The organism is Streptomyces durmitorensis (assembly GCF_023498005.1).
GTDB lineage: Bacteria > Actinomycetota > Actinomycetes > Streptomycetales > Streptomycetaceae > Streptomyces > Streptomyces durmitorensis.
In genome coordinates, this window is the sequence record NZ_CP097289.1 from 52,354 (window position 1) to 73,206 (window position 20,853).

At 68.6% G+C, this 20,853-nt stretch carries 24 protein-coding genes and 1 riboswitch; of the genes, 12 read left to right on the plus strand and 12 right to left on the minus strand.

The features are described from left to right. Positions 1 to 470: 470 nt before the first annotated feature. Positions 471 to 1,049: a TetR/AcrR family transcriptional regulator gene (locus M4V62_RS00215; RefSeq protein WP_249585127.1), complete on the minus strand. Its 579-nt coding sequence runs from the start codon at positions 1,047 to 1,049 to the stop codon at positions 471 to 473. A gap of 111 nt (positions 1,050 to 1,160) precedes the next feature. On the opposite strand from M4V62_RS00215, the gene M4V62_RS00220 reads away from it, so the two are divergent. Beyond that, entirely contained in the window at positions 1,161 to 1,754 is a 594-nt protein-coding gene (locus M4V62_RS00220; RefSeq protein ID WP_249585128.1) for a dihydrofolate reductase family protein, read from the plus strand. A 341-nt stretch (positions 1,755 to 2,095) separates the two neighbouring features. On the opposite strand, the gene M4V62_RS00225 is transcribed toward M4V62_RS00220, so the two are convergent. Continuing rightward, positions 2,096 to 3,130, minus strand: coding sequence for an NAD(P)/FAD-dependent oxidoreductase (locus M4V62_RS00225; protein WP_249585129.1), 1,035 nt, complete (start codon positions 3,128 to 3,130; stop codon positions 2,096 to 2,098). A gap of 170 nt (positions 3,131 to 3,300) precedes the next feature. Further along, the gene (locus M4V62_RS00230; protein WP_249585130.1) at positions 3,301 to 4,263 is read right to left on the minus strand and encodes an alpha/beta fold hydrolase; all 963 of its coding nucleotides are present in this window, start codon (positions 4,261 to 4,263) and stop codon (positions 3,301 to 3,303) included. A gap of 88 nt (positions 4,264 to 4,351) precedes the next feature. On the opposite strand from M4V62_RS00230, the gene M4V62_RS00235 reads away from it, so the two are divergent. Then, positions 4,352 to 4,942, plus strand: a complete 591-nt coding sequence (locus tag M4V62_RS00235; RefSeq protein WP_249585131.1) for a TetR/AcrR family transcriptional regulator — start codon at positions 4,352 to 4,354, stop codon at positions 4,940 to 4,942. 288 nt (positions 4,943 to 5,230) lie between these two features. On the opposite strand, the gene M4V62_RS43695 is transcribed toward M4V62_RS00235, so the two are convergent. Continuing rightward, positions 5,231 to 5,674: an Imm49 family immunity protein gene (locus M4V62_RS43695; RefSeq protein WP_344646410.1), complete on the minus strand. Its 444-nt coding sequence runs from the start codon at positions 5,672 to 5,674 to the stop codon at positions 5,231 to 5,233. Between the two features lie 5 nt (positions 5,675 to 5,679). Continuing rightward, a riboswitch (TPP riboswitch) is annotated at positions 5,680 to 5,805 on the plus strand. Between the two features lie 47 nt (positions 5,806 to 5,852). Between M4V62_RS43695 and thiM the strand changes: the two genes are divergently transcribed. From thiM to M4V62_RS00265, 5 genes are all read left to right on the plus strand, one after another. Then, positions 5,853 to 6,629, plus strand: a complete 777-nt coding sequence (gene thiM / locus M4V62_RS00245; RefSeq protein ID WP_249585133.1) for a hydroxyethylthiazole kinase — start codon at positions 5,853 to 5,855, stop codon at positions 6,627 to 6,629. A gap of 221 nt (positions 6,630 to 6,850) precedes the next feature. Beyond that, a complete protein-coding gene (gene thiE, locus M4V62_RS00250; protein ID WP_249585134.1) occupies positions 6,851 to 7,489 on the plus strand; it encodes a thiamine phosphate synthase in 639 nt (212 codons plus the stop codon). After that, positions 7,486 to 8,310, plus strand: a complete 825-nt coding sequence (gene thiD, locus M4V62_RS00255) for a bifunctional hydroxymethylpyrimidine kinase/phosphomethylpyrimidine kinase (RefSeq protein ID WP_249585135.1) — start codon at positions 7,486 to 7,488, stop codon at positions 8,308 to 8,310. Before thiE ends, thiD begins: the two co-directional genes overlap by 4 nt. Before the next feature lie 5 nt (positions 8,311 to 8,315). Next, complete coding sequence (gene tenA, locus M4V62_RS00260; protein ID WP_249585136.1) at positions 8,316 to 9,005, plus strand: thiaminase II; 690 nt, start codon at positions 8,316 to 8,318, stop codon at positions 9,003 to 9,005. Then, the gene (locus M4V62_RS00265) at positions 9,002 to 10,396 is read left to right on the plus strand and encodes a purine-cytosine permease family protein (protein WP_249585137.1); all 1,395 of its coding nucleotides are present in this window, start codon (positions 9,002 to 9,004) and stop codon (positions 10,394 to 10,396) included. Before tenA ends, M4V62_RS00265 begins: the two co-directional genes overlap by 4 nt. A 117-nt stretch (positions 10,397 to 10,513) precedes the next feature. On the opposite strand, the gene M4V62_RS00270 is transcribed toward M4V62_RS00265, so the two are convergent. Beyond that, positions 10,514 to 10,702 (minus strand): hypothetical protein, encoded by a 189-nt coding sequence (locus tag M4V62_RS00270; RefSeq protein ID WP_249585138.1) that lies wholly within the window; start codon positions 10,700 to 10,702, stop codon positions 10,514 to 10,516. An 869-nt stretch (positions 10,703 to 11,571) separates the two neighbouring features. On the opposite strand from M4V62_RS00270, the gene M4V62_RS00275 reads away from it, so the two are divergent. Beyond that, complete coding sequence (locus M4V62_RS00275) at positions 11,572 to 11,829, plus strand: hypothetical protein (protein WP_249585139.1); 258 nt, start codon at positions 11,572 to 11,574, stop codon at positions 11,827 to 11,829. Between the two features lie 120 nt (positions 11,830 to 11,949). Further along, positions 11,950 to 12,396, plus strand: coding sequence for a hypothetical protein (locus M4V62_RS00280; protein WP_249585140.1), 447 nt, complete (start codon positions 11,950 to 11,952; stop codon positions 12,394 to 12,396). A 399-nt stretch (positions 12,397 to 12,795) separates the two neighbouring features. On the opposite strand, the gene M4V62_RS00285 is transcribed toward M4V62_RS00280, so the two are convergent. After that, positions 12,796 to 13,134, minus strand: coding sequence for a thioredoxin family protein (locus M4V62_RS00285; RefSeq protein ID WP_249585141.1), 339 nt, complete (start codon positions 13,132 to 13,134; stop codon positions 12,796 to 12,798). 140 nt (positions 13,135 to 13,274) lie between these two features. Further along, complete coding sequence (locus tag M4V62_RS00290) at positions 13,275 to 14,420, minus strand: PucR family transcriptional regulator (protein WP_249585142.1); 1,146 nt, start codon at positions 14,418 to 14,420, stop codon at positions 13,275 to 13,277. A gap of 87 nt (positions 14,421 to 14,507) precedes the next feature. On the opposite strand from M4V62_RS00290, the gene M4V62_RS00295 reads away from it, so the two are divergent. Both M4V62_RS00295 and M4V62_RS00300 read left to right on the plus strand, forming a co-directional pair. Continuing rightward, a complete protein-coding gene (locus M4V62_RS00295; protein ID WP_249585143.1) occupies positions 14,508 to 15,563 on the plus strand; it encodes a ferredoxin reductase in 1,056 nt (351 codons plus the stop codon). 7 nt (positions 15,564 to 15,570) lie between these two features. Next, on the plus strand, positions 15,571 to 16,689 hold the full coding sequence (locus M4V62_RS00300) for a fatty acid desaturase family protein (RefSeq protein ID WP_249585144.1): 1,119 nt from the start codon (positions 15,571 to 15,573) through the stop codon (positions 16,687 to 16,689). Between the two features lie 218 nt (positions 16,690 to 16,907). Here the strand turns inward: M4V62_RS00300 and M4V62_RS00305 are convergent, their stop codons facing one another. The 5 genes from M4V62_RS00305 to M4V62_RS00325 form a co-directional block, all read right to left on the minus strand. Further along, the gene (locus M4V62_RS00305) at positions 16,908 to 17,279 is read right to left on the minus strand and encodes an alpha/beta fold hydrolase (protein ID WP_249585145.1); all 372 of its coding nucleotides are present in this window, start codon (positions 17,277 to 17,279) and stop codon (positions 16,908 to 16,910) included. Further along, on the minus strand, positions 17,276 to 18,100 hold the full coding sequence (locus M4V62_RS00310; protein WP_249585146.1) for an alpha/beta fold hydrolase: 825 nt from the start codon (positions 18,098 to 18,100) through the stop codon (positions 17,276 to 17,278). The genes M4V62_RS00305 and M4V62_RS00310 overlap by 4 nt, the downstream gene beginning before the upstream one ends. Before the next feature lie 206 nt (positions 18,101 to 18,306). After that, positions 18,307 to 19,098, minus strand: coding sequence for a PIG-L deacetylase family protein (locus M4V62_RS00315; protein ID WP_249585147.1), 792 nt, complete (start codon positions 19,096 to 19,098; stop codon positions 18,307 to 18,309). Continuing rightward, positions 19,082 to 19,249 carry a hypothetical protein gene (locus tag M4V62_RS00320; RefSeq protein WP_249585148.1) on the minus strand — a complete coding sequence of 56 codons (168 nt, stop codon included), beginning with the start codon at positions 19,247 to 19,249 and terminating at the stop codon, positions 19,082 to 19,084. Before M4V62_RS00320 ends, M4V62_RS00315 begins: the two co-directional genes overlap by 17 nt. A gap of 141 nt (positions 19,250 to 19,390) precedes the next feature. After that, positions 19,391 to 20,182 carry an SDR family NAD(P)-dependent oxidoreductase gene (locus tag M4V62_RS00325; protein ID WP_249585149.1) on the minus strand — a complete coding sequence of 264 codons (792 nt, stop codon included), beginning with the start codon at positions 20,180 to 20,182 and terminating at the stop codon, positions 19,391 to 19,393. Between the two features lie 72 nt (positions 20,183 to 20,254). On the opposite strand from M4V62_RS00325, the gene M4V62_RS00330 reads away from it, so the two are divergent. Beyond that, complete coding sequence (locus tag M4V62_RS00330; protein ID WP_249585150.1) at positions 20,255 to 20,710, plus strand: MarR family winged helix-turn-helix transcriptional regulator; 456 nt, start codon at positions 20,255 to 20,257, stop codon at positions 20,708 to 20,710. The last annotated feature ends 143 nt before the right edge of the window (positions 20,711 to 20,853 follow it).

Below are 20,853 nucleotides of genomic sequence, written 5' to 3' on the forward strand. Positions count from 1 at the left end.
GGAAGGCAGCTCGGACAGGGGTTCACCGGCTGGGCGGTCCGGGGAGGTGCCGAGGTGACATGCACATCCGCCACCGTCGGCGTGACCGACCGCGGCAGGGCCGCACGGGCGAACGCCGTGCTGACAGCAGGAGCACGTACCTCAGATGCGCAAAATCCACCACAATCGGCGACAACAGGACCGCTCACCAGGATAGACACCGGTCTCGCCACGCGTAAATCCGTTTCAAACGCTCGCCGTGATGAGTGGCGCCCTCTCTGCCAGGAACGCTTCGATTCGGCGATCGCCCTGGTGCCTCGCAAGCAAGCTTCTCAACCCACGCCCCCCTCTGCGCGCGGCTGGCTCGAGGCTGTCCGCCGGCTCCTCCACGATGCGACCTCCGCTGCAGCCGAAGCCATCGATGGGAAAACCCCTCGAGCATGACCATCCACATCAGAGAGCAGTCGCTCTGTCGAGATGACGTCGCGGACTCAGTCCGCCACTCGCAGGATCCGCCGTGCCAGTTCGTCGATCAACTCGTCGGCCGCATACGGCGCTAGAAGCTCCGGCACCGTCAGGTCGTCCAAGATCATTCCGAGCATCGACAGATACAGCAGGATGACGGCGGTGCGGTCGCCCGGCAGGCCCGCATCCAGGTGGAAGGCGATGTTCCCATCGAGCTGAGCGGTGAAGAACCGGGTGAGCTCTGCGTGCAGTTCGGGGCGGCGGGTGGCCTCCAGGCGCAGCTCCATCAGGGCGAGCCAGCTGCTGCGGTCGACGCGCATGCGGCCGAGCAGCTGCTTGAGGAGGGTGGCGACGACCTCGTCGGACGGCTTCTCCCGCAAGGCGCCTGCCACTTGAGCCTCCTCTGGGGTGAGACGCTCCTGGATGCGCTGCATTACCTGGGCCAGCAAGTCTGCGCGGTTGGCGAAGTAGTTGGTCGTGGTGCCCTTGGGGACCTCGGCCTGGGCGTCGACCGCGCGCAGAGTAAGGCCGCGCGAGCCTTCGCGGGCAAGGACCTCGATCGCGCCATCCAAGAGGGCGGCCCTTCGTGCCGGGTTTTGGCGCATGACATTTTCCTTCCGGAAGACCTTTAGAGACCGTTGACATCACTGCAAGTGCAGTACTATGTTCTCACCACTTCATACAGAGTACATCGGTTGACGTCACCAGGAGATCGCATGCGAAAGCTCGTGTACTACATCGCCGTAAGCCTCGACGGATGCATCGCGGGCCCCGACGGGGCCGACCCCACCAGCGGGCCGGACGCCTTCTGGCCCATCAGCGAGGACTATGTGCAGCACCTCGCCGCCGAATACCCGGAGACACTGCCTGGCCCTGCGCGGGACGCATTCGGGATCAGCGGGGAGGGCGCGCACTTCGACACCGTCCTCGAGGGGCGCCGGACGTATCAGAACGGCGTGGACGCCGGAATCGACAACGCCTACCCGCACTTGAGGCACCTCGTCTTCTCCCGGCCCCTCACCGAAGCGCCCGATCCCGCCATCGAGATCGTCTCCACGGACCCCGTGGCCAAGGTGCGCGAGCTCAAGCAGGAGGGCGGCAAGGGCATCTGGCTGTGCGGGGGCGGCGAGCTGGCCGGGGCACTCTACTCGGAGATCGACCAGCTGATCGTCAAGCTGGCGCCAATGACGGTCGGGTCGGGAACGCCGCTTTTCGGGCGGAAGACCTCGTTCGACCCGGCGTTCTTCACCCTGACCGACAGCAAGATCCTGGAGAGCGGCACCATCTTCCTCACGTATACGAAGAAGTAAGACGTGAAGACGTGAAGCATTGAGTCCCGGCGGACCATCCGACCGCGTCGCTCCGGTGAAGGAGGAGATCGGGCGGTTTCAGTGGTCTGTGTCCCTTTACGTCTGGCTGTCAGCTGCAGGCGCCGATGCCGCAGAGGCCGAAGTGACCCGCACCGGTTTCTACCCGAAGAAGGACCGCGGCGGCAGCGTTCGAGAAGGGCCGCGAGGGGCTTGAGGTCGCATCGTCCGCCGGGTGCTGGGAGCAGGCCCACAACAAATCCCGAAAGCAGGTTCGCGCTCGCGTCGAGCACGTGGGGTCGCTGAACTCCGACCTTCTTGATCAATTTCGTTGAGAAGTGATGTCAGTGGGCGTGCGGGCGGCACCGTCGTAGTTCGTGGGCTGGACTGCCGGTCACGAGTTCGTCCGCGATGAGTCGTCCGGCGGTGGGCGCCAGGGAGATGGCGGAGTGCATGGCGGCGACGTAGACGGATCGATCGTTCGTCACAAATCCAATAACGGGTCCGTGCTCGGGCATGGGGCGTTGGCCCGTGCGGTAGCCCAGCAGGCGGCACTGGTCGCTTCCTTGGAAGGTCGTCTTCAGCTGTTGGAGCGCGTCTTGCGCCTGCTCCAACGCTGCTGTGCCTTCAACGTGCGGCACGACCAGCAAGAGGTCACCGTCCCGTACCTCTCGGACCTCGAAATCCGGACTGGCCACGATGGTCCTGACCAGTCCAGGCGGTGCTGTGACCCGCGCAAGAGTGGCCGGGGAGGCAGCAATGGCCAGGTTGGCCGAGAGCGGTTCGCAGAGCTTGGGGACCCCTGTCCCGGCAGCGAGTACGACGGTTGTGGCGGCGTGGAGTCCGGTCGAGGTCAGCACTCCCCCGACGCGTCCGCCTGTCACCTGCAAGGAGTTGACCGCGGTGTTGTGGAGCACGGTTGCTCCGTGGGCGCCGGCTGCTACTACGAGTGCGTGGGTCAGGGCCGTTGGGTCGACGCCTGCGTCGTTCGGGGTGTGGATGGCCTGGTCAGGTGGGTGTCGGAGGTTGGGCTCCAGGGCTGCGATGTCGCTTCGTCCGATGCGGAACTGGCCTGGTCCCGGCCGTGAGTCCTGCGCCGGTGTGCCGGTCCAGGTCAGCGAGCCGGTCCGGCGGACGGCGATGTGGGGCAGTTCGTTCTCCAGGCGTCGGTAGTCCGCCAGGACGTGTTCGCGAAGGTCTTGTGCTCCGCCGGGCCAGTGGCCTCCCGCACCGCGTACCCAGGCGAAGGAGTCTCCGGTGACCCCGGTGGCCGGTGCAGGTCCTTGGTCAAGCAAAGTGACCGGGACGCCCCGACGTGCCAGGTGATAGGCCACTGAGGAGCCGACGATTCCCGCACCGACAACAACAACGGCTGACATGAGGTCCTCTTCGGTAGGCCAACGACTGTTCAGGCTGTGGCTGCAGCCGTAGAAGCACAGTCGGGCCGCTGCCGGCACAGTGCAACGGAATTTGCTGCGGGGGCACGGCTACTGGCTGATCCGCCGACGTCACCGGACCGACCAGCGCGTCGCGAACTGCGCGTCGCGAACTACTCGACACGCTCGTGATCGATGAACGCGGTCAACACGTCCACAGTTGCGTCGGGTTGCTCGTCGGGAATGAAGTGTCCGGCCTGTGGGATGAGGACGCCGGTCGCGTTCTCTGCCCACGGGCTGATGGAGGCGGCCATGTCGGGGATCGAGCCATGGGAGCTGGAGACTCCCAGGACCGGGACGGTCAAGTGCCCTCGTTCGAGAGCGTCATGATTCTTGCGTGCTGATTCCGCGGCGTCGCGGTAGTAGGCGAGAGACGCTGAAAGACCTCCCTCGGCCGCGATGGCGGCGGCGTAATGGTCGATCTCGGCGTCGTCGAAGGTGTTCGGGGACAGAGCCTTGACCTTCAAGAACCAGCCCACGTAGTCACGTTCGCGGCCGGCGAGCAGAGTCTCGGGCAGTTCGGGCACCAGGTGGAAGGCGAAGTGCCAGGTCTTCCAGGCCCGGTCGGGATCCGTCGGGATGGAGTCCGGGAGGGTGATTCCGGGAATGCCGGCGTCAAGCAGAGCGACGCCATGCAGGCGCTCTTCGTACTTCAGGGCCAGCGAGAAGGCGACCCAGGCGCCGATGTCGTGGGCGACGAGCCAGTACTTCGGCACGTTGAGCGCGGTCAGCGCGGCCTGGACACGCGAAGCGACGGTGTGCGTGTCGTAGCCCCCTTGAGGGCGGTCGGAGTGGCCCTGACCCGGCAGGTCGATCGCGATCACGTGAAATCGCTCGGCAAGGCCTGGCATCACCTCTCGCCAAGCCCACCAGGTCTGCGGGAATCCGGCGAGGAGCACGACAGTGGGCCCGGCCGGTTGGCCGCCTTCCACGGCGTGAAGTCGGATTCCTTCCGCATCGACCCAGCGGTGAGTGAAACCCGCAAGGTCGTGCAGCGGCAACCCGGGGACCGGGTTCTGGTCCTGGTCCTGGTCCTGGTCGCAGGAGCGTTTCGGGGCTATGGCGTCGTCAGTCATGTCCTGAGCCTACTGCATCTTGAACTGGTTAGTTCAAGATAGGATGGCAGAGCCACAACGGCTGGTCCAAGAGCGAGGTGCATGCGTGATGGCCGGGAAGAAGCAGTTCGACGTGGGCATCGCGCTCGACGCGGCGATGGTCCAGTTCTGGCGGGTCGGATACGCCGACACGTCTCTCGACGACCTCTCCAGGACGACCGGATTGAACCGCAGTTCCATCTACTCCTCGTTCGGCGACAAAGACTCGCTCTACCTGCGCTGCCTGGACCGCTACGCCGCGCGGTACGGAAACAGGTACGACCAGGCGCTTTCACGTGCGTCCGAGGAACCGCTCCAGGCGGTTCGGGCGTTCTTCGATGTCACCCTGCAGCGCATCGCCGACCCTGACGTACCTGATGGATGCCTGATCGCCCAGACCGCGATGGCGACACCGGTGCTCAGCCCCACCATCGCCGCACGCGCGGACGAAGCTCTAGGCCTTCAGCATGCGCGGCTGCGGACCGCTTTGAACGCCGCGCAGTTGGCCGAGGGCGATGCCGACGACTTCGCGGTTCACCTCACGGCGGTCAACCAATCGCTGGCCGTGATGAGCAGGGCCAGGGCGAGCCAGAAGCAGCTCCGCACGGTCATCGACATCAGCATGAGTGCGCTCTCACATGCCTTGCATGCCCGGAGCTAGCCCGCCGTTTCGCCTGGGTACGGCGGCTGCCGGGGCGGGACCGCCAGGAAACACCGGGCCGTCCTGGAGATGCGAATCAGGGCCCTGGGGCCTGAGCATCCCAAGACCGAAATCAGCCGACGACACCTGGCAGCGACCCTGGAATGTATAGCCAGTGACGGTCCGTCCTGACATGGTGACCCCGTCCAGCAACCGGTAGATCTCCAGGGCGGCTTCGCTCTCGACGCGGCTTCTCTCATGCAACACCGGGGCGCGCTGTCGGCTCGTTCGAAGGAGAGCTTTAGAGCTTCACTGTCGTTGCCGGCCTTTCGGAGCGCGCCAGCGCTCGACCGGGATCTCGCACAGCTGCGTCATCCGTTCCTGCTCGCGGCAGATGACAGCCGGCCAGCATGCCTCCAGCCAGGTGCCCGCATCCGCTGAAGGCCTCGGGCCGATGGCTCGCAGGTGCGCACCGTGCGGTCGATGACGCATTCCTGGGGCCGTACTCATCGGCGAAGGCGGCCGTGGCGGTCGCATTGAAGCGGGGCCAGGCCAGATCGGCCGTCGGCCGTCGGCAGTTGGCAGTTGGCAGTTGGCAGGCATAGCGGTCGGGCTCGGCGTGGCCGCCGTCGGCCTGACGCACCAGTCCGGCGGGCCCTGGTGGCCAAAGGATCCCCCCTCAGTTCCGCCAACAGATCCCTGTCGTTTCGTGAGGTACCCGAGTGCGAACTCCTGTTCCTGAAGGAGGTACATTGCGTAGCGACCACCGCGGGAGCTCGGGAGTAGCCGGGCTGAGAGGGCGGACGGGACTTGATCCCCTTTCCGCCGACCGCATGAACCTGGACCGGGTAATGCCGGCGTAGGAAGGGTGTTGACGATGGATACTGCCTCCGTACCTGCCCGGCACGGCACTGCCGTTTCCCGTGAAGCCGTGGCGGATGTGATCGCGTCCCTGCGGACCTCCGCACCCCTTGTGCACTGCCTGACCAACGTCGTGGTGTCGCAGTTCACCGCGAATGTGCTGCTCGCGGCGGGGGCTGCCCCGGCGATGGTGCACAGCGTGGAGGAGGCCGGAGCGCTGGCCCGGATGGCCGGGGGTGTCCTGGTCAACCTGGGAACGGTGACGTCCGTGACGGCGCCGGCGATGCGCGTCGCGGTCACCGAAGCGGCCGGGGCCGGGCGGCCGTGGGTGCTCGATCCGGTGGCGGTCGGCCCGCTGCCCTGGCGCACCGAGCTCGCCCACGAACTGCTGGAGAGCGCACCCCCAGCGGCCGTTCGCGGCAATGCTTCCGAGATCCTGGCACTGGACGGCGGCACGGGCGGGCGCGGCGTGGACAGCACGGACGCCCCCGAGGCGGCGCTGGCCGCGGCGGGCTCGCTGGCCCGGCGCTACGGCTGCGCGGTCGCGGTGAGCGGTCCACAGGACGTTCTCACGGACGGGACGCGAGTGGTGCGCCTGGCCAACGGGCATCCGCTGCTGGCCCTGGTGACGGGAACGGGCTGCTCACTCGGCGCCCTGGTGGCCGCCTGCACAGCCGTCACCGGCGACGCGCTGCTGGCTGCCACTGCCGCGACCGGCCTGCTCACCGTGGCCGCGGAGAACGCCGCCACCCGCTCCGCGGGGCCCGGCACGTTCGCGGTCGCCCTGATCGACGCGCTGTACGAGCTCAGCCCTGAGCGGCTCGCCGAGGCTCTCGACCTGCGCTGAGCATGCGCGTACTGCGGAGGTCCTGCGTGTGAGCAGTGGCCTGGACGCCACCCGCTGCACAGTGCCCGCCCTGGCGCCGTAGCACCGAGTCCGGCTGCCCTGTTCCCCATCTCGCCCCTGTGAACAACTCAAGTCCCTGCACCTCAGGGCCTGCCTTCCCCCGTACCTCCCGATGCGTTTCCCACGCCTTTCCCCGGCCGGGAGACCCCAAGGAGTAACCCGTGCGACCTCCTCTCGACCTGTCCCTGTATCTCGTGACCGACACCGGACTCTGCGGCCACCGCGGTGTCGCCCCTACCGTTGCAGCGGCCGTCAAGGGCGGCGTCACCGCCGTCCAGTTGCGCGATCCGGACGCGGACGCCCGCACGCTGTTCTCGCTCGGCCGGGTGATCCAGGCCGAACTCGCGGGCACTGGTGTCCCCTTGATCGTCAACGATCGCCTGGACGTGGCGGTCTGGTTGGACGCGGACGGCGTCCACCTCGGGCAGCGGGACGTCTCACCCGAGACCGCCCGGCGCCAGCTCGGTCACCATGCGTACATCGGCCTGTCCGTCAGCCGTCCCGAGCAGCTGGCGCACGTACCGGACACCGTCGACCACCTAGGTGTCGGTCCGGTTTTCCCGCAGTCCACCAAGCCAGACGCGGACGCCCCGCTCGGTCTGGGCGGCCTGGCCCAGATCGTCCGGGAGAGCCCGCTGCCCTGCGTGGCCATCGGCGGGATCGGCGTGTCCGAGGCCGCCGCGGTCATGGGAACGGGCGCGGCCGGGATCGCTGTCGTCAGCGCGGTCTGCGGGCAGCCCGACCCCGAGGCCGCAGCCCATTCCCTCGTTCGCACTCTGCGGCAGGAGATCCCCGCATGACCAGTCCACCCATCGCCCTCAGCATCGCCGCCAGCGACCCCTCCGGCGGCGCCGGGATACAAGCCGACTTGAAGGCGTTCTCCGCCAACGGCGCCTACGGAACAGCGGTTCTGACCGCCCTGACCGCACAGAACACTCAAGGTGTCACCGGCATCCATGCCGTCCCCCCGGCGTTCGTCACCGAGCAGCTCGACACTCTGTTCGCCGACGTCCCGGTGGACGCCGTCAAGATCGGAATGCTGGCCGACGCCGCCATCGCCACCGCCGTCGCAGAAGCCCTGGAGCGGCACCGCCCCCGGTACGTCGTCCTCGACCCCGTCATGGTCTCGACCAGCGGCCATCGCCTCCTCGAGGCCGATGCGGTGACGGTGCTGCGCGACCGTCTGCTGCCGCTCGCCGACCTCATCACCCCCAACCTCCCCGAGGCCGGCGACCTGCTGGGCACCGCCGCCGCGAAGAACCGCGCCGAAGCCATCGAGCAGGCCCACGCACTCCTCGATACCGGCGCCAGGCGCGTCCTCCTCAAGGGCGGCCACCACACACACGACGCCGAGTCCGTAGACATCCTCGTCGACGCCACGGACGCCTCCGACTCGGGCTTCACCGAGCTGTCCGCACCTCGCGTGAACACGCGCAACACCCATGGCACCGGCTGCACCCTCTCCGCCGCGATCGCCGCCCTGCGCCCGCAGCACGACGACTGGCACACCACCGTCAGTGCCGCAAAGGCGTACCTGACCGGGGCCCTGCGCGCGGCCGACACCCTGCACATCGGCCGCGGCCACGGACCCGTCCACCACTTCCACCAGTACTGGAGCTGAGCCCCATGACCACCACGTTCTGCGACGAGCTGTGGACGGCCACGGCCGAGATACGTGCGGCCATCGACAAGCTGCCGTTCGTCATCGCCCTCGGCGACGGCACTCTGGACCGGGAGAAGTTCGTCTACTACCTGGCCCAGGACGCCCACTACCTGCGCGGTTACGCCCGCGCGCTGGCCAGCGCCGCCGCGAAGGCGGACCGGCCGCAGGACATCGCGTTCTTCGCGAAGTCCGCCCACGACGCCGTGGTCGTCGAGAGCTCCCTGCACGAGAGCAACGTCGTCGACGTCGACGCCTGGACGCCCTCCCCCACCGGCACCGGATACACCTCCTACCTGCTCTCCGTGGCTCACACCCAGGGCTACCCGGAGCTGACCGCCGCGGTCCTGCCCTGCTTCTGGATCTACGCCGAGGTGGGCCGGGCGCTCCTCGAGCTGGCCGGCGACCTCACCACCCACCCCTACGGCGACTGGATCGGCACGTACGCCGACGAGGAGTTCGAAGCCGCCACCGAACACGCCCGGCAGATCGTCAACCGGCTTGCGGACCAGGCCGACCCGGCCACCCGCGCACGGATGCGTACGGCCTTCACCACCGCGTCCACCTGGGAGTGGATGTTCTGGGACGCCGCCTGGCGTATGGAGTCCTGGCCCGTCGGCGCCGCTCCCGTCCAGGTTTCGGAGCCCGCGAAGTGACGACCACCACCGAACCCACCACCCCGGGACCGGCCCCGGCGAACGAGGCGCCGCTCACCCTCGACCAGCCCACACCCAAGGTCCTGAGCGGCCTGGACCAAGGCACCTTCTGGGCCAACCTGGGCGTCAGCCTGCTCGGCTTCAGCGGCATGCTGGTCGTCCTCGACCCCCTTGGCACCGGCAGTCCGACCCTGTCGTTCGCAGCGGCCGTCACCGCGTCCGTCGTCGGCACCCTGATCGGCACCGTCGCCCTCGGCCTCGCCGCCATCACCGGGGCCCGCACCGGCGCGCCCTCGATGGTCCTGCTGCGCGGCCTGTTCGGCGCGAAGGCGTCCTACCTCCCCACCGTCCTCAACGTGCTGCAGATGGTCGGCTGGGCCGTCTTCGAGCTGGTGGTCATCTCGACCGGCCTGAAGATCCTGGCCCGCCAGGCCTTCGGCGACCCGGGACCCGGCTGGCTGTACGTACTCGTCGCGGGCGCGGTGACGACAGCGCTCACGCTGCGTCCGCTCGGCGCGCTGCGCATCATCCGCCGCTACGTCACCATCGCCGTCGTCCTGGCCATCTGCTACCTGGGCTGGGACCTGGCCGGCCGCGGCATTCCGATGGAGGGCGGCTCCTGGAAGGACTTCTGGTTCGCCGCCGACAGCGTGATCGCCGTGTCGATCTCCTGGCTGCCGCTGGTCGCCGACTACTCGCGGCACTCCCGCAGCGAGAAGGAGGCATTCGGCGGCCTGGTCATCGGCCAGACCCTCGCGGGCGTCGCGGGCTCGGTCCTCGGCGTGGCCGCCCTCGCCATGATCGCGTTCGACACCACCGACCCGTACAAGGTCTTCGACCCTTTCACCGCCACCAGCGTCGGCGTGATCTGCTTCGGTGTCCTGGTCCTGCGCGAGGTCGACCAGTCCTTCGCCAACGTCTACTCCACCGCCGTCTCCGCCCAGAACCTGCTGCCTCGGGCCGACCGCCGCGTCCTGTGCCTGATCAGCGGCACCCTGGCCACCGCCCTGGCGCTTCTGGTGAACATGGACAGCTACGCCAGCTTCCTCTACCTGATCGGCGCGGTGTTCATCCCGATGTTCGCCGTCCTCGTCGTGGACTTCTTCGTACTCGGCGGCCACCGCACCTGGGACGTCTCCGAACAGGCGCCCACCCGCTGGGTCATGCTGCTGCCCTGGGCGCTCGGCTTCGCCACCTACCAGCTGATCGCACCGACGAACATCGCAGGCTGGTCCGACTTCTGGACCTCGCTGCAGGACGCCGTGGGCTTCACCGTCCAGCCGTGGATGAGCGCCTCCCTGCTCTCCTTCGCGGTAGCTGCCCTCACCACCCTCGCCGTGGGCTACAGGCGCCGGCGCGTTTATGTCTCTTCATCATGTCTCCCTCGGTGAGTACAGGACCGGCCCGGAGCGTCCGGTCCCGCTCATGGCCGTTGCCCGGGGTACAGGTGAAGGCCGTCCTCAGCGGGCGGCGGCGTAGGAATCCACCACGAACCGGATGACCTGGTCCTACAACGCGGCCCCCGAAACACCTGCCCGCTTGATCATGTCCGTTCCGTGGAAGCCGCTCTTGTCGATGACCAGTTGCTTCTTGCGGCCTACGGAGGCCACATAGACCTCACGGACCTGCTTCTCCACCGCGCCCTGCATGTCACCGGGCGACACCACGAGAAGCGTCGGAATACTCAGCTTCCTCACCGCCGCCACACCGTCCGCCCCGAGGCACCGGGCAGGCGAGGACATCATCAACAGGCCCACCACCCGCAAGGACGTGTCAACCCCGGCCCCCCCCGGCGCTCCCGCCATCGACCCGCGTACGGACCATCACGCACCCGGCACTGCGCAAGGCTGCGATAGTCCTCCTGACCGCGGCCCTGGCAGCAGCCCTCCCGGTGCTGCCACGGCTCCTCTCCCGGGACGACCCGTCGGCCCCCGCCGACACTCCCCCACCCGCCAGCCCGAGCAACAACACGTCACCTACACCCGCCTACTCCCCACCAGACGAGACACCCAGACCTATCGCCCCGTAGAGCACCTGCAGCCGGAGCAGCGGCTGCCTCCCTCCCTCCAGCGGCCTTCCCACTCCTCCCCGCAGGAAGGGCACCGGACCGCTCCCGGGGTCGTGCCCCGCAAAGTGGTGGAGAGAGCCGACCTGTTTGGCTCCGGATGCAGCGCGTGGTGAGCAGCAACTCGAGCGGCATGTCCTGCTCTCAACTCTGCTAGCCACGGTTGGGGCCGGGGCGTGGCGACGCTTCAGTCCCACCCGCCGCCATGGCCTGCGGAGTTCTCAACTCCGCATCTCTGGACCACTCTGCGGGACACGACCTCACGGAGACAGCACGCGCCGCCGTCGGGACCATCCCCGCTGGCTCGGGGAAGCCGAATGCCGGATTCAGCCGCGAACTCGTCAAGCAGGCCTGCATTTTCTTCACACTTCCCACGCCAGCTGCACGACTCAGGATGGCATCGTTGATCGGCTGGCGGGCCGGACACTCCGCGTCTGCATCGGGGGGACTTCCATGCGTACTCGTACTGCTGCAGCTTCGGCTGTTTTGATCCTGTGCACGATGATGGGCTCGGCGGCCTGCTCGTCGCCCCCGGAGGTCAACCCGTCTTCGGGCACCTCGGCCCCGGACGAACAGGGCAAGAGCCAGCGCCAGGCCAGCCAGACCGGCCCCGATGCCGATCCCTCGGCCTGCGCGACTTCCAGCGAGAAGATCCCCGAAGGCTGCGCAGTCGACATGGACGCGGCCGAGATGGACCAGGCAACTCCTGCCACGGAGCCGCCTGCGACGAATGCCACGTGGGCACCCACGACGAAGTAACTGCACCCATGTTCCGATGGCCCGGCCCGGCCTGATACAAGACGCCCCCGGCACTCCGGCAGTGGGTGAGCGTCATTTCCGGCTTGTGGCGCAGTGCCATGGGTTGGGACCATCCCTCGTATGTTCGAGTTGCTCCCCGGAGCCGGTCTCCGGCTCCCCGGCCGTGCCGGCACCCTGCGCTTCGGCACGGACGAGCAAACTGCCCGGTGGGCCCTCGCCACTGTCGCGGACGTTCGCGATGGTTGGGTCTGCGGCGCCCGTTGGGCCTTCGGCGCGCACTACCGGGGCCTGACCATCGACGCACACGGCGACACCACCGACCCCCGCGGCCGCCACCCAGACACCCCCGGCCTGGCCGGCATCAGTCTCACCCGCCACCCCTCCACCCACACCGGGCCGTCGGCCTGCCCGGTCGTCCTGCGCGGCATCGACCTCTTCGGCTACCCGACCACAGAGGTTTCCGATGCCCTCGGCGAGGGCCTGCCCCCCACGCTCCGGCTCAGCGGCAACGGCCCCTACCTCACCGCCGTGTCGGTCCACGCCGAACCCGCACCCGCCGAAGGCTGATCACGACGGCGGGCCGGACCGACGAAACCGAGCACAACGCCAACGCCCCGCCCCGACCACGTCAACACCTCCCCGCTGTCAAGCGGCTACAGGTAGGCCTCCTGCAGCTCCGCGGCCAGTCCGGCTCTCTACACCACTCGGCCGGGCACCATCCGGCCTTAAAGGCACTAACAAAGCGTTGTGCGTGGCGGTGGGTGATCAGGCAGACCGCGAGGCCGAGGAAGGCTTCGTTTTCGAGTCGGCTTGTCCGTCGACGTCGGCCGGGTGACTGCCGGACGCGTCCGCGTTCGACTGCGTTATGTGACCTGTGGGGGGCTCTCAGCCCCAAGGTGTCTCAGGCGGCGCAGCTCCCATGGACGAGATGTGACGGGCGTCGCGGCCACGTGCCTCAGCGGCCGCTCAGAGGTGGCCGTCCAGGAACTTCCGTACCTCGGCGCTGGTCATAGGCCCGGTGCCCTGCGCCACCGCCTCTCCCTCCTTCAGCAGGACGTAGGACGGGGCTCCGGTGATCCCGTATCGCTCGGTTGCGGCCGGACAACGCGTGATGTCGGTGCGGACGACCGTCAGGCGGCCCGTGTAGTCGTCGGCGATGCCACCCACGACCAGGTCCATCACCCGGCAGGGCTCGATTGCCTTGGGCCATGTCCCGGTGAAGTATGCGAGGACCGGAACTCCGCCCATCCCGAGGATGAAATTGAACTCCGCGTCCTCACGGGGTCGGTGAACCCGCTTCGCCATTTCAGCTCCTGACCTCACGTTGCGTCATTCCATCCCCATCATCCCTCGCGCGGTGTGGCAGGCCGACCTGGTCGGCCGTCCGGTTGACCTGTTCTCAGAGACAGCGACCCCGACGGGCTACCTGAGGCCTTATCTGGTCTTCACGTCCCCCCGGCCCCAAGACCGACCGCCAGCGTCAGTTCAAGGACCCGGTGCGGCGATGCGAGATCCGGAAACAGCTCCCGCAACTGTGACATCCGGTACCGGACTGTCTGGGGATGGACGAACAACGCCGCCGCCACCTCCTCCCGTCTGCCCTGGTGCAGCAGCCACGCCCGCAAGGTCTCCTCCAGCCGCCGTGCGGTCGCGACAGGCAAGGTCTGCAATGGTGCGAGGGCTCGGGCACGCAGGTCTGCGAACGCGTCCACGTCCGCGCTCAGCACCAGCTCGGGCAGGTGGTCCTCGGTGTCGCGAATATCAGAGGAGAGGGAGCGCGCTCGTACGGCTCGTGCGTACGAGGCGGACGCGCGAGTCCACGGCCGGGCCGGGCCGACCACGGCTGTGCGGTCGGTCAGCTGCCGCAAGAGACGTGATCGGTCGGCATCGGGGACGAGCAGCACACCGGTGGCGTCCGGCAGATCGTCGAGGATGAGGGTGCTCGGGTCGAGCGCACGGTAGGCAGGCCGGGCCTGGGCGGCGGGCAGCAGGACCGCGGTCAGCGAAACCGGAGGCTGCCAACCGGCCCGTCGAACAGAGGCAAGGAGCACGTCCTGGCTCGCGTCGGCGAGGAGGTCGCGGGCCAGCTGTTCCAGGTGGCGCTCGTGGGCCCTGCCCCGGGCGGCCAGTTCGTCGGCGTGGCCCGCCGCGCTCGCGGCGGAGAGCTCGTCGATGTAGGCGAAGGTCAGCTCGGCGAACTTGGCGACCTCGGCGGCGGGCAGACCTGCGGGTACGGCACCCGCTGCCAGGCATCGCCAGGCCACGCGGGCGCCGACGCGGTAGGCGCTGAGCAGGGCGTCCATCGAACGGCCGTCGCGCACCTCGCCGCGGCCCAGCTCGTAGGCTGCGTCACCGGCGTCGCCGCCCGTGGCGTTCCCGCTCGCGAGGTCCAGGTAGTGCCCCAGGGCGGTGCGGACGGCTCGGCGGATGGTGCCGCCCATGCGGCCCGAAAGGGCGTTCGCGTAGGAAGGGACCTCGTCGATGATCGCCTGGACAACCTCGTCGGCGGTGGTCTTCAGCACGGCCCGAAGTGCGGTGACCGTTGTCTCGTCCAGGGCCAGTTCGCTGGCCCTCCGGAGTGCATGGCTCACGTTTTTGTTCCCTGCGAACAATTCAGTCGACCAGATTTACGTCCTGTGGTCAGGACTTTACGCCCTGAGGCGCACCAAGCTGGGGTCATGACGAGTACAGCCCTCCGCAGCAGGGCGTGGAAACTGCTGGAGATGGTCACGACGCCGCTGCTGCCGTCGGACTACCTCGACCTGGTCAGCCCGCTGCGTGCGGGCGCTGACCTGCGTGGGCGCATCGAGGCTGTGCACCCCGAGACGGGCGACGCCGCGACCATCGTGATCAGGCCGGGACGGGGCTGGCGCGGCCACACAGCCGGTCAGTACGTACGGATCGGCGTCGACATCGACGGGGTGCGCCTGTGGCGTGCCTACTCCCTCACCTCGCCGACAAACCGCCTGGACGGCCGCATCACGATCACCGTGAAGGCCATCCCGGACGGCAAGGTCAGCAACCACCTGGTCCGCAGGGCGAAACCGGGCACGCTGATCCAGCTCGACCAGCCGACCGGTGACTTCGTGCTGCCGCAGGCCAAGCCCGCCAAGGTGCTCTACCTGACGGCCGGCAGCGGCATCACGCCCGTGATGGGCATGCTGCGCGACATCGCGTTCGACGACGTCGTCATGATCCACTGCGCGCCACAGCCGCAAGATGTGATCTTCCGCAACGAACTGCACGGCCTGGTCGCGGACAAGAAGCTGCGTCTCACCGAGGTGCACACCGACACCGACGGCATGCTCGACATCGCCCGTCTCGACGAACTCGTGCCCGACTGGACCGAGCGCGAGACCTGGGCCTGCGGGCCCGCGGGCCTGCTCGACGCCGCCGAAGAGCACTGGAGTGAGCACGGCGTACAAGAGCGCCTGCACACCGAACGCTTCCGCCCCAGCATCGTCGTCGCCGGCGACGGCGGCGACGTCACGTTCAGCACCACCGGCAAGACCGTCGACGCGGACGGCGCCACACCGTTGCTGGACATCGGCGAGGAGGCCGGCGTGCTCATGCCCTCCGGGTGCCGCATGGGCATCTGCTTCGGCTGCGTCACGCCGCTCAAGGCGGGCGCCGTCCGCGACCTGCGCACCGGCGAGATCACCGAGGCCGAGCCGGGCGTCCTCATCCAGACCTGCGTGTCCGCCGCGGCGGGCCCCTGCGACATCGAACGGTAGGAGCACCTTGACCGCCATCGACCCCACCGCCCACCTGACCTCGGAGCAGATCGAGGAGCTGGGCCGCGAGCTGGACGCGATCCGCGACGAGGTGATCGCCGACCGTGGCGAGAAGGACGCCGCCTACATCCGCAAGGTCATCTCGGCGCAGCGCAAGCTCGAGCTGGTCAGCCGCGGTGTGCTGCTGTTCTCGATCTTCCCGCCCGCGTGGCTGATCGGCACCGCCGGCCTGTCCGTGGCGAAGATCATGGACAACATGGAGATCGGCCACAACATCCTGCACGGCCAGTGGGACTGGATGCGGGACCCGAAGATCCACTCCACCACCTGGGAGTGGGATCACGTCTCGCCGTCCGAGCAGTGGAAGCACTCGCACAACGAGCTGCACCACACGTACACCAACGTGATCGGCAAGGACAACGACCTCGGCTACGGCATCATGCGCGTCGACGAGGACCAGAAGTGGCACCCGTTCCACCTCGGCCAGCCGCTGTGGAACTTCATCAACGCCTGCTTCTTCGAGTACGGCATCGCGGCGTACGACCTGGAGCTCGGCAAGAACCTGAACAAGCGCCGCCGCAAGAGCCCGGAGTTCCGCGCGCGGGCCAAGGCCGTGGGCCGCAAGATCCGCAAGCAGGTGCTCAAGGACTACGTGATCCACCCGCTGCTTTCGGGCCCGTCGTTCCTGCCCACGCTCGGCGCCACGTTCACCGCGAACCTGGTCCGCAACCTCTGGACCCACTCGGTGATCATGTGCGGGCACTTCCCCGAGGGCGTACAGGTCTTCGAGCGCCGGTCGATCAAGGGCGAGACGCGCGGACAGTGGTACCTGCGCCAGATGATGGGCTCGGCGAACATCAGCGGCAGCAAGGCCATGCACTTCATGACCGGCAACCTGTCGCACCAGATCGAGCACCACCTGTTCCCGGACCTGCCGAGCAACCGGTACGCCGAGGTCGCGGTGAAGGTGCGCGCGCTGTTCGAGAAGTACGAGCTGGAGTACGTCACCGGACCGCTGCCCAAGCAGGTGTTCTCCGCGTGGCACAAGGTCTTCCGGCTCTCGCTGCCGAACAAGAAGCCCAAGGTCGAAACGCCGGACCGCGAGCAGGAGCTCGTCGCTGCCTGATTCCCGGTATGGGTTCGGATCTCTCGGCCTACCGGCGGCAGCGCCGGGCTCGGTGGGATCCGTTGCGGACGGTGGGCGACCGCGACGTCAGACCGTACGGCACGGGATCCGGGGCGGCCGGTGTCCGGCTGCGCTGCGCCTGGAGCTCAGCACATAACCTCAGGCCCCTCGGGCGTAGCTGCACTTCGCGGTCTGTAACCCAGGAGCCTGTGGTCAGGTCACTTACTCTGCGGTCTCTTCGGCAAGGAACTGTTGGAGGCAACGGGCGACTCTTCGGGTGCTTCGACCGGAGCGTGGTGGGCGACAGTCGAAAGCACGGTGAGGTGTGCGTCTTCGACCAGGGTGGCGATCTCCTCTGACAGCACAGGTGGCACGGCGCGGTCGTCCGCACCGGCCAGGACCAGGGTGCGGGCCTGGATCCCGGGCAGCAGGTGCCGCATGTCGGAGCGTTCCAGCACGGCTGCGTCCAGGGCGCGGCGCATGGCCAGAGGATCCTGACTGGTCATCACGCGGAGTTCGGCCGCTGCGGGTTCGGGGCTGTTGCTGCGCCATTGAGCGCTCGTCACGCTGCCCTGCACCTCGCGCATCATGGTCTGCTGCGCTTCACGGGACGTGCACCGGTGTTGAGCAGGGCCACGTTGTTCACCAGGTCAGGGCGACGCGCGGCCAGCAGCATGGCGACCATGCCGCCTTGGGAGTGGCCCACGAGCGCCAGCGGACCCCAGTTCTTCTGCTCGATCAGCAGGGCAAGGTCATCGGCGATGTCCTTGAGGGTCCAGCGCTGCGCGGTGACGGCCGAGGCGCCGTGCCCCGGCATGTCCAGCACGACGCACCGGTGCTGCGGATGGAGCGCCTCGACCTGGTGTTGGAACATGGTTCGGTCGCCGAACAGGCCGTGCAGGAACATGACGGTCGGACCGTCGCCAGTGTCGTCGTAGCCGTAGATGGTGTCGTTCACCCGGATGCGCTGCGCGTAGGGCCGGCAAGGCTGCGAGGCGACGTCGAAGGCGTTGGCGAGAGCGAGGGAGTCTTCGAACATCTGGTAGCGGGCGATGTGCCCGTCACGGACCGTGAACCGCATCACGTAATCGCCCTGGATCACCTTGCCGGTCGGCCGTATCAGGAAGTGGAAGCGGCCGCACACGATCACGTCCTCGCCCTGCGCCACCGTGGTGAGGACGGAGCCGCCGCGCGGTTCGAACGCGCCAGGAAAGACGTCCGTCCACTGCCTCACACGGTGCCGGCCGTGACGCAGCCCTGTGGGCGGGACCCCGGGGTCGCCGTCGACGTGCCAAACGGCCTCCTCGGCGACCAGGCTCGCGGCGGTATCGAAGTCGCCGACCCAGAAGGCCTCGAGGAAGGACTGGACGACGTCCTGCGGAACGGAGCCGGAGGGGGCAGGGGTATTCAAGGGGGAACTCCAGTCGAGCGGGGGCACCCGCTGTGCGTGTCTCCACGCAACGAGTGCCGACACGACGGCCTCACCCGCACGCCCACGACGACGCCCTTCGCGGTCGGTCGTCGGAGGTCGCGACGCCGTCCGTCTTCGCACAGTTCGCCGCCCGGCTGGCCACCTTCCTGTCCCCCGGCGGCCGGCGCGGGCTGCGGGCGTGGAGCCTACTCGTCCCAGGGCGGCTTCCCCTCGAACGCCAGATGGTGTACGTCGAAGAGGACCGCCGCCTCGACCCCGAGCGCGGGGCCGCCCATCCGCGCCGCCCAGGTCAGGAATGGACGGGGTTCGAAGCTTTGCTCCCCCAGCCCCCTGGTGTACTCCACGTGGGCGGACAGCGAGGCGATGCCGCGTTCCAAGGGTTCTCCAGTGACATCCACGGCGTGGGTGGGGTGCTCGGGGCCGGCCATGCACACGAGGCGGACGCCACCCCAGGGCTCGAGGCCTTCGTCGGCCAACTCCGGGAAGATCCAGCGGTTGCCCGCATCCCTCGCGGCATCCAGGGCCGCGAGGCCTACCACGCGGTGATCGGCCTGGTTGGTGACACCGGCGATCATCCGCACGGTGAACGCGCCCGTCACCACCACCTCAGGCCGGTACCGGCGCATCGCACGCACGATGTCGCGGCGCAGTGCGTAGCCGTACTCCACCACGCCGTCGCGATGGTCGAGGAACTCCACCGTGTCCACACCGACCTCGCGGGCCCCGGCCCGCTCCTCGGCCTCGCGCAGCGGTCCGGCCTCGGTGGGGTGCAGACCGTCGATGCCCGCTTCACCGCGGGTGGCAAGCAGATACGTCACCTGCTTGCCCTGAGCAGTCCAGCGTGCGACGGCCGAGGCCGCACCGTACTCGATGTCGTCCGGATGCGCCGCCACGGCCAGACATCGCTGCCAGTCCTCCGGAAGCGGCGGCAGCGGGCCATGCGAGCCGACTCCGCCCGTTTCATCTCTCGTCGTCATGTACCGATCGTGACTCCTTCTTCTCGAATCGGCAGGGGCTCGCGCGCTTCTTCCCCGATCCGTAGAGACGCGCGTCGTTGCCGAACCTCCCGCACACACGGGGCGGCAGTCGGCGCAGGGCCGACGTGAAGAACTGCGTGGTCGCGGTCATGGGGAGCGTGTGCCGCACCAGATGCTTGGCGAACAAGTGTGGCCGCGGATCGGGAAGCGCCCTCGGCGGGCGGACGTGGCGCGGCCGTTGGAAGGCCCCCCCACGGCCGGGTCGCGGGCAGCGCCGAGGATGCGCCCGCTGCTACGCCTGCGCGCCGCGGTAGCGAGTTGCGGGGGTGGGCTTGTTGCCGCCGGTGAGCAGAGCGGACTCCGCGGCCAGCAGGGCGTCAAGAGCTGCGTCCTGGTCCTCCAGACCAGGTGTGCACACGGTCTCCCCCAGGCGCAGGCCGCCCAGGCTGGCCGATGCGACGTCCTGCGGGGTCATCGCCCAGGGGATGTCACGGCCGGCGCCTTCGTTCCACTCCGTGGCCACGACACCGGGCAACAGCAGCTGTGTACGGATGGGCGTCTCGGCGAGCTCACCTGCGAGGGTCCGGGTGAAGGCGACGGTGGCGGCCTTCGCCGCCGCGTAGAGAGTGCGTCGTGGTGCGCGGGGATCATTGAGGCCCCCGCTGAAGGCCAGCAGAGAGGCCACCGTGATGATCGAGCCTTCTCCGGCGGCGAGCATTCCGGGAAGCGCGGCGCGGACCAGCTGAACGGGGGCCACGGCGTTGAGGGTGAGCAGGCGGTCGATGTCGGCGGCGTCGACATCGACGAGCGGGGCGTAGCCGCCGGCGCCGGCGTTGCTGACCAGCAGGCGCACGTCCCCCGCGGCGAGGCGACCGGCGACAGCGGTGATGCCCTCGTGGGTGCCGAGATCGGCGGGCAGCACCTCCACGGCTGCGCCCCGGGCGCGGAGCTGCCCGGCGAGGTCGCCGAGCCGGTCCGCGCGGCGCGCCACCAGGACGAGGTCGTGGTCGTCCGCCAGGAGACGGGCGTATTCGGCACCGATGCCGGAGGAAGCGCCAGTGATGAGCGCGGTAGTACGAGTCATACCCTGAGCGTGCCTCAAGTGTTAGCTGGCCGTCAAACGCTTGATGCTTATGAAGTGTCGTATCCTTGGCGAGTGATACGCGATGACGAGGAGCCTGTCGGGCTCGGCGCACTTGACCGGGTGACCTGGGCCTTGCGCCGCGCGGAACTGGCGGTGCAGACACTCAAGGAACAGCGGCTGCGCCCGCTGGGCATGGCCGCCGCGCACTACACCCTGCTGATGTCGGTGCACAGCGAACCAGGCCTGGCCGGCGCCGAGTTGGCCCGCCGCCTCAACGTGACCCCCCAGGCCATCGCCTCGCTGGTGGCGCGCCTGGAAGGCCGCGGGCAGTTGGAGAGGCGCGAGCATCCGCGACACCGCCACGTGCAGGAGCTGCACCTCACCGACGTCGGACGCGAAGCGCTGCGCGCCGCCGACCAGGTGATCGCCGACATAGAGCGTCACATCACCGGGGGCCTGGGAGCGGACCAGAGCACGCAGCTGCGGATGCTGCTCGACCAGGTGAGCAAGACAGTACGCAACGCCTGAGCCCGTCGGTCGGCCAAGGACACACTTGTGCGTCGGGGCGTTGGCACGGCGCACGCTGCCCTCTCCCCGGCGGTCTCGGCGCATCGAATGCAGCGGCAGGCGAGGGTTCTGCCCGCCCGCGGCCCCGCTCTGCGCATCGCCCT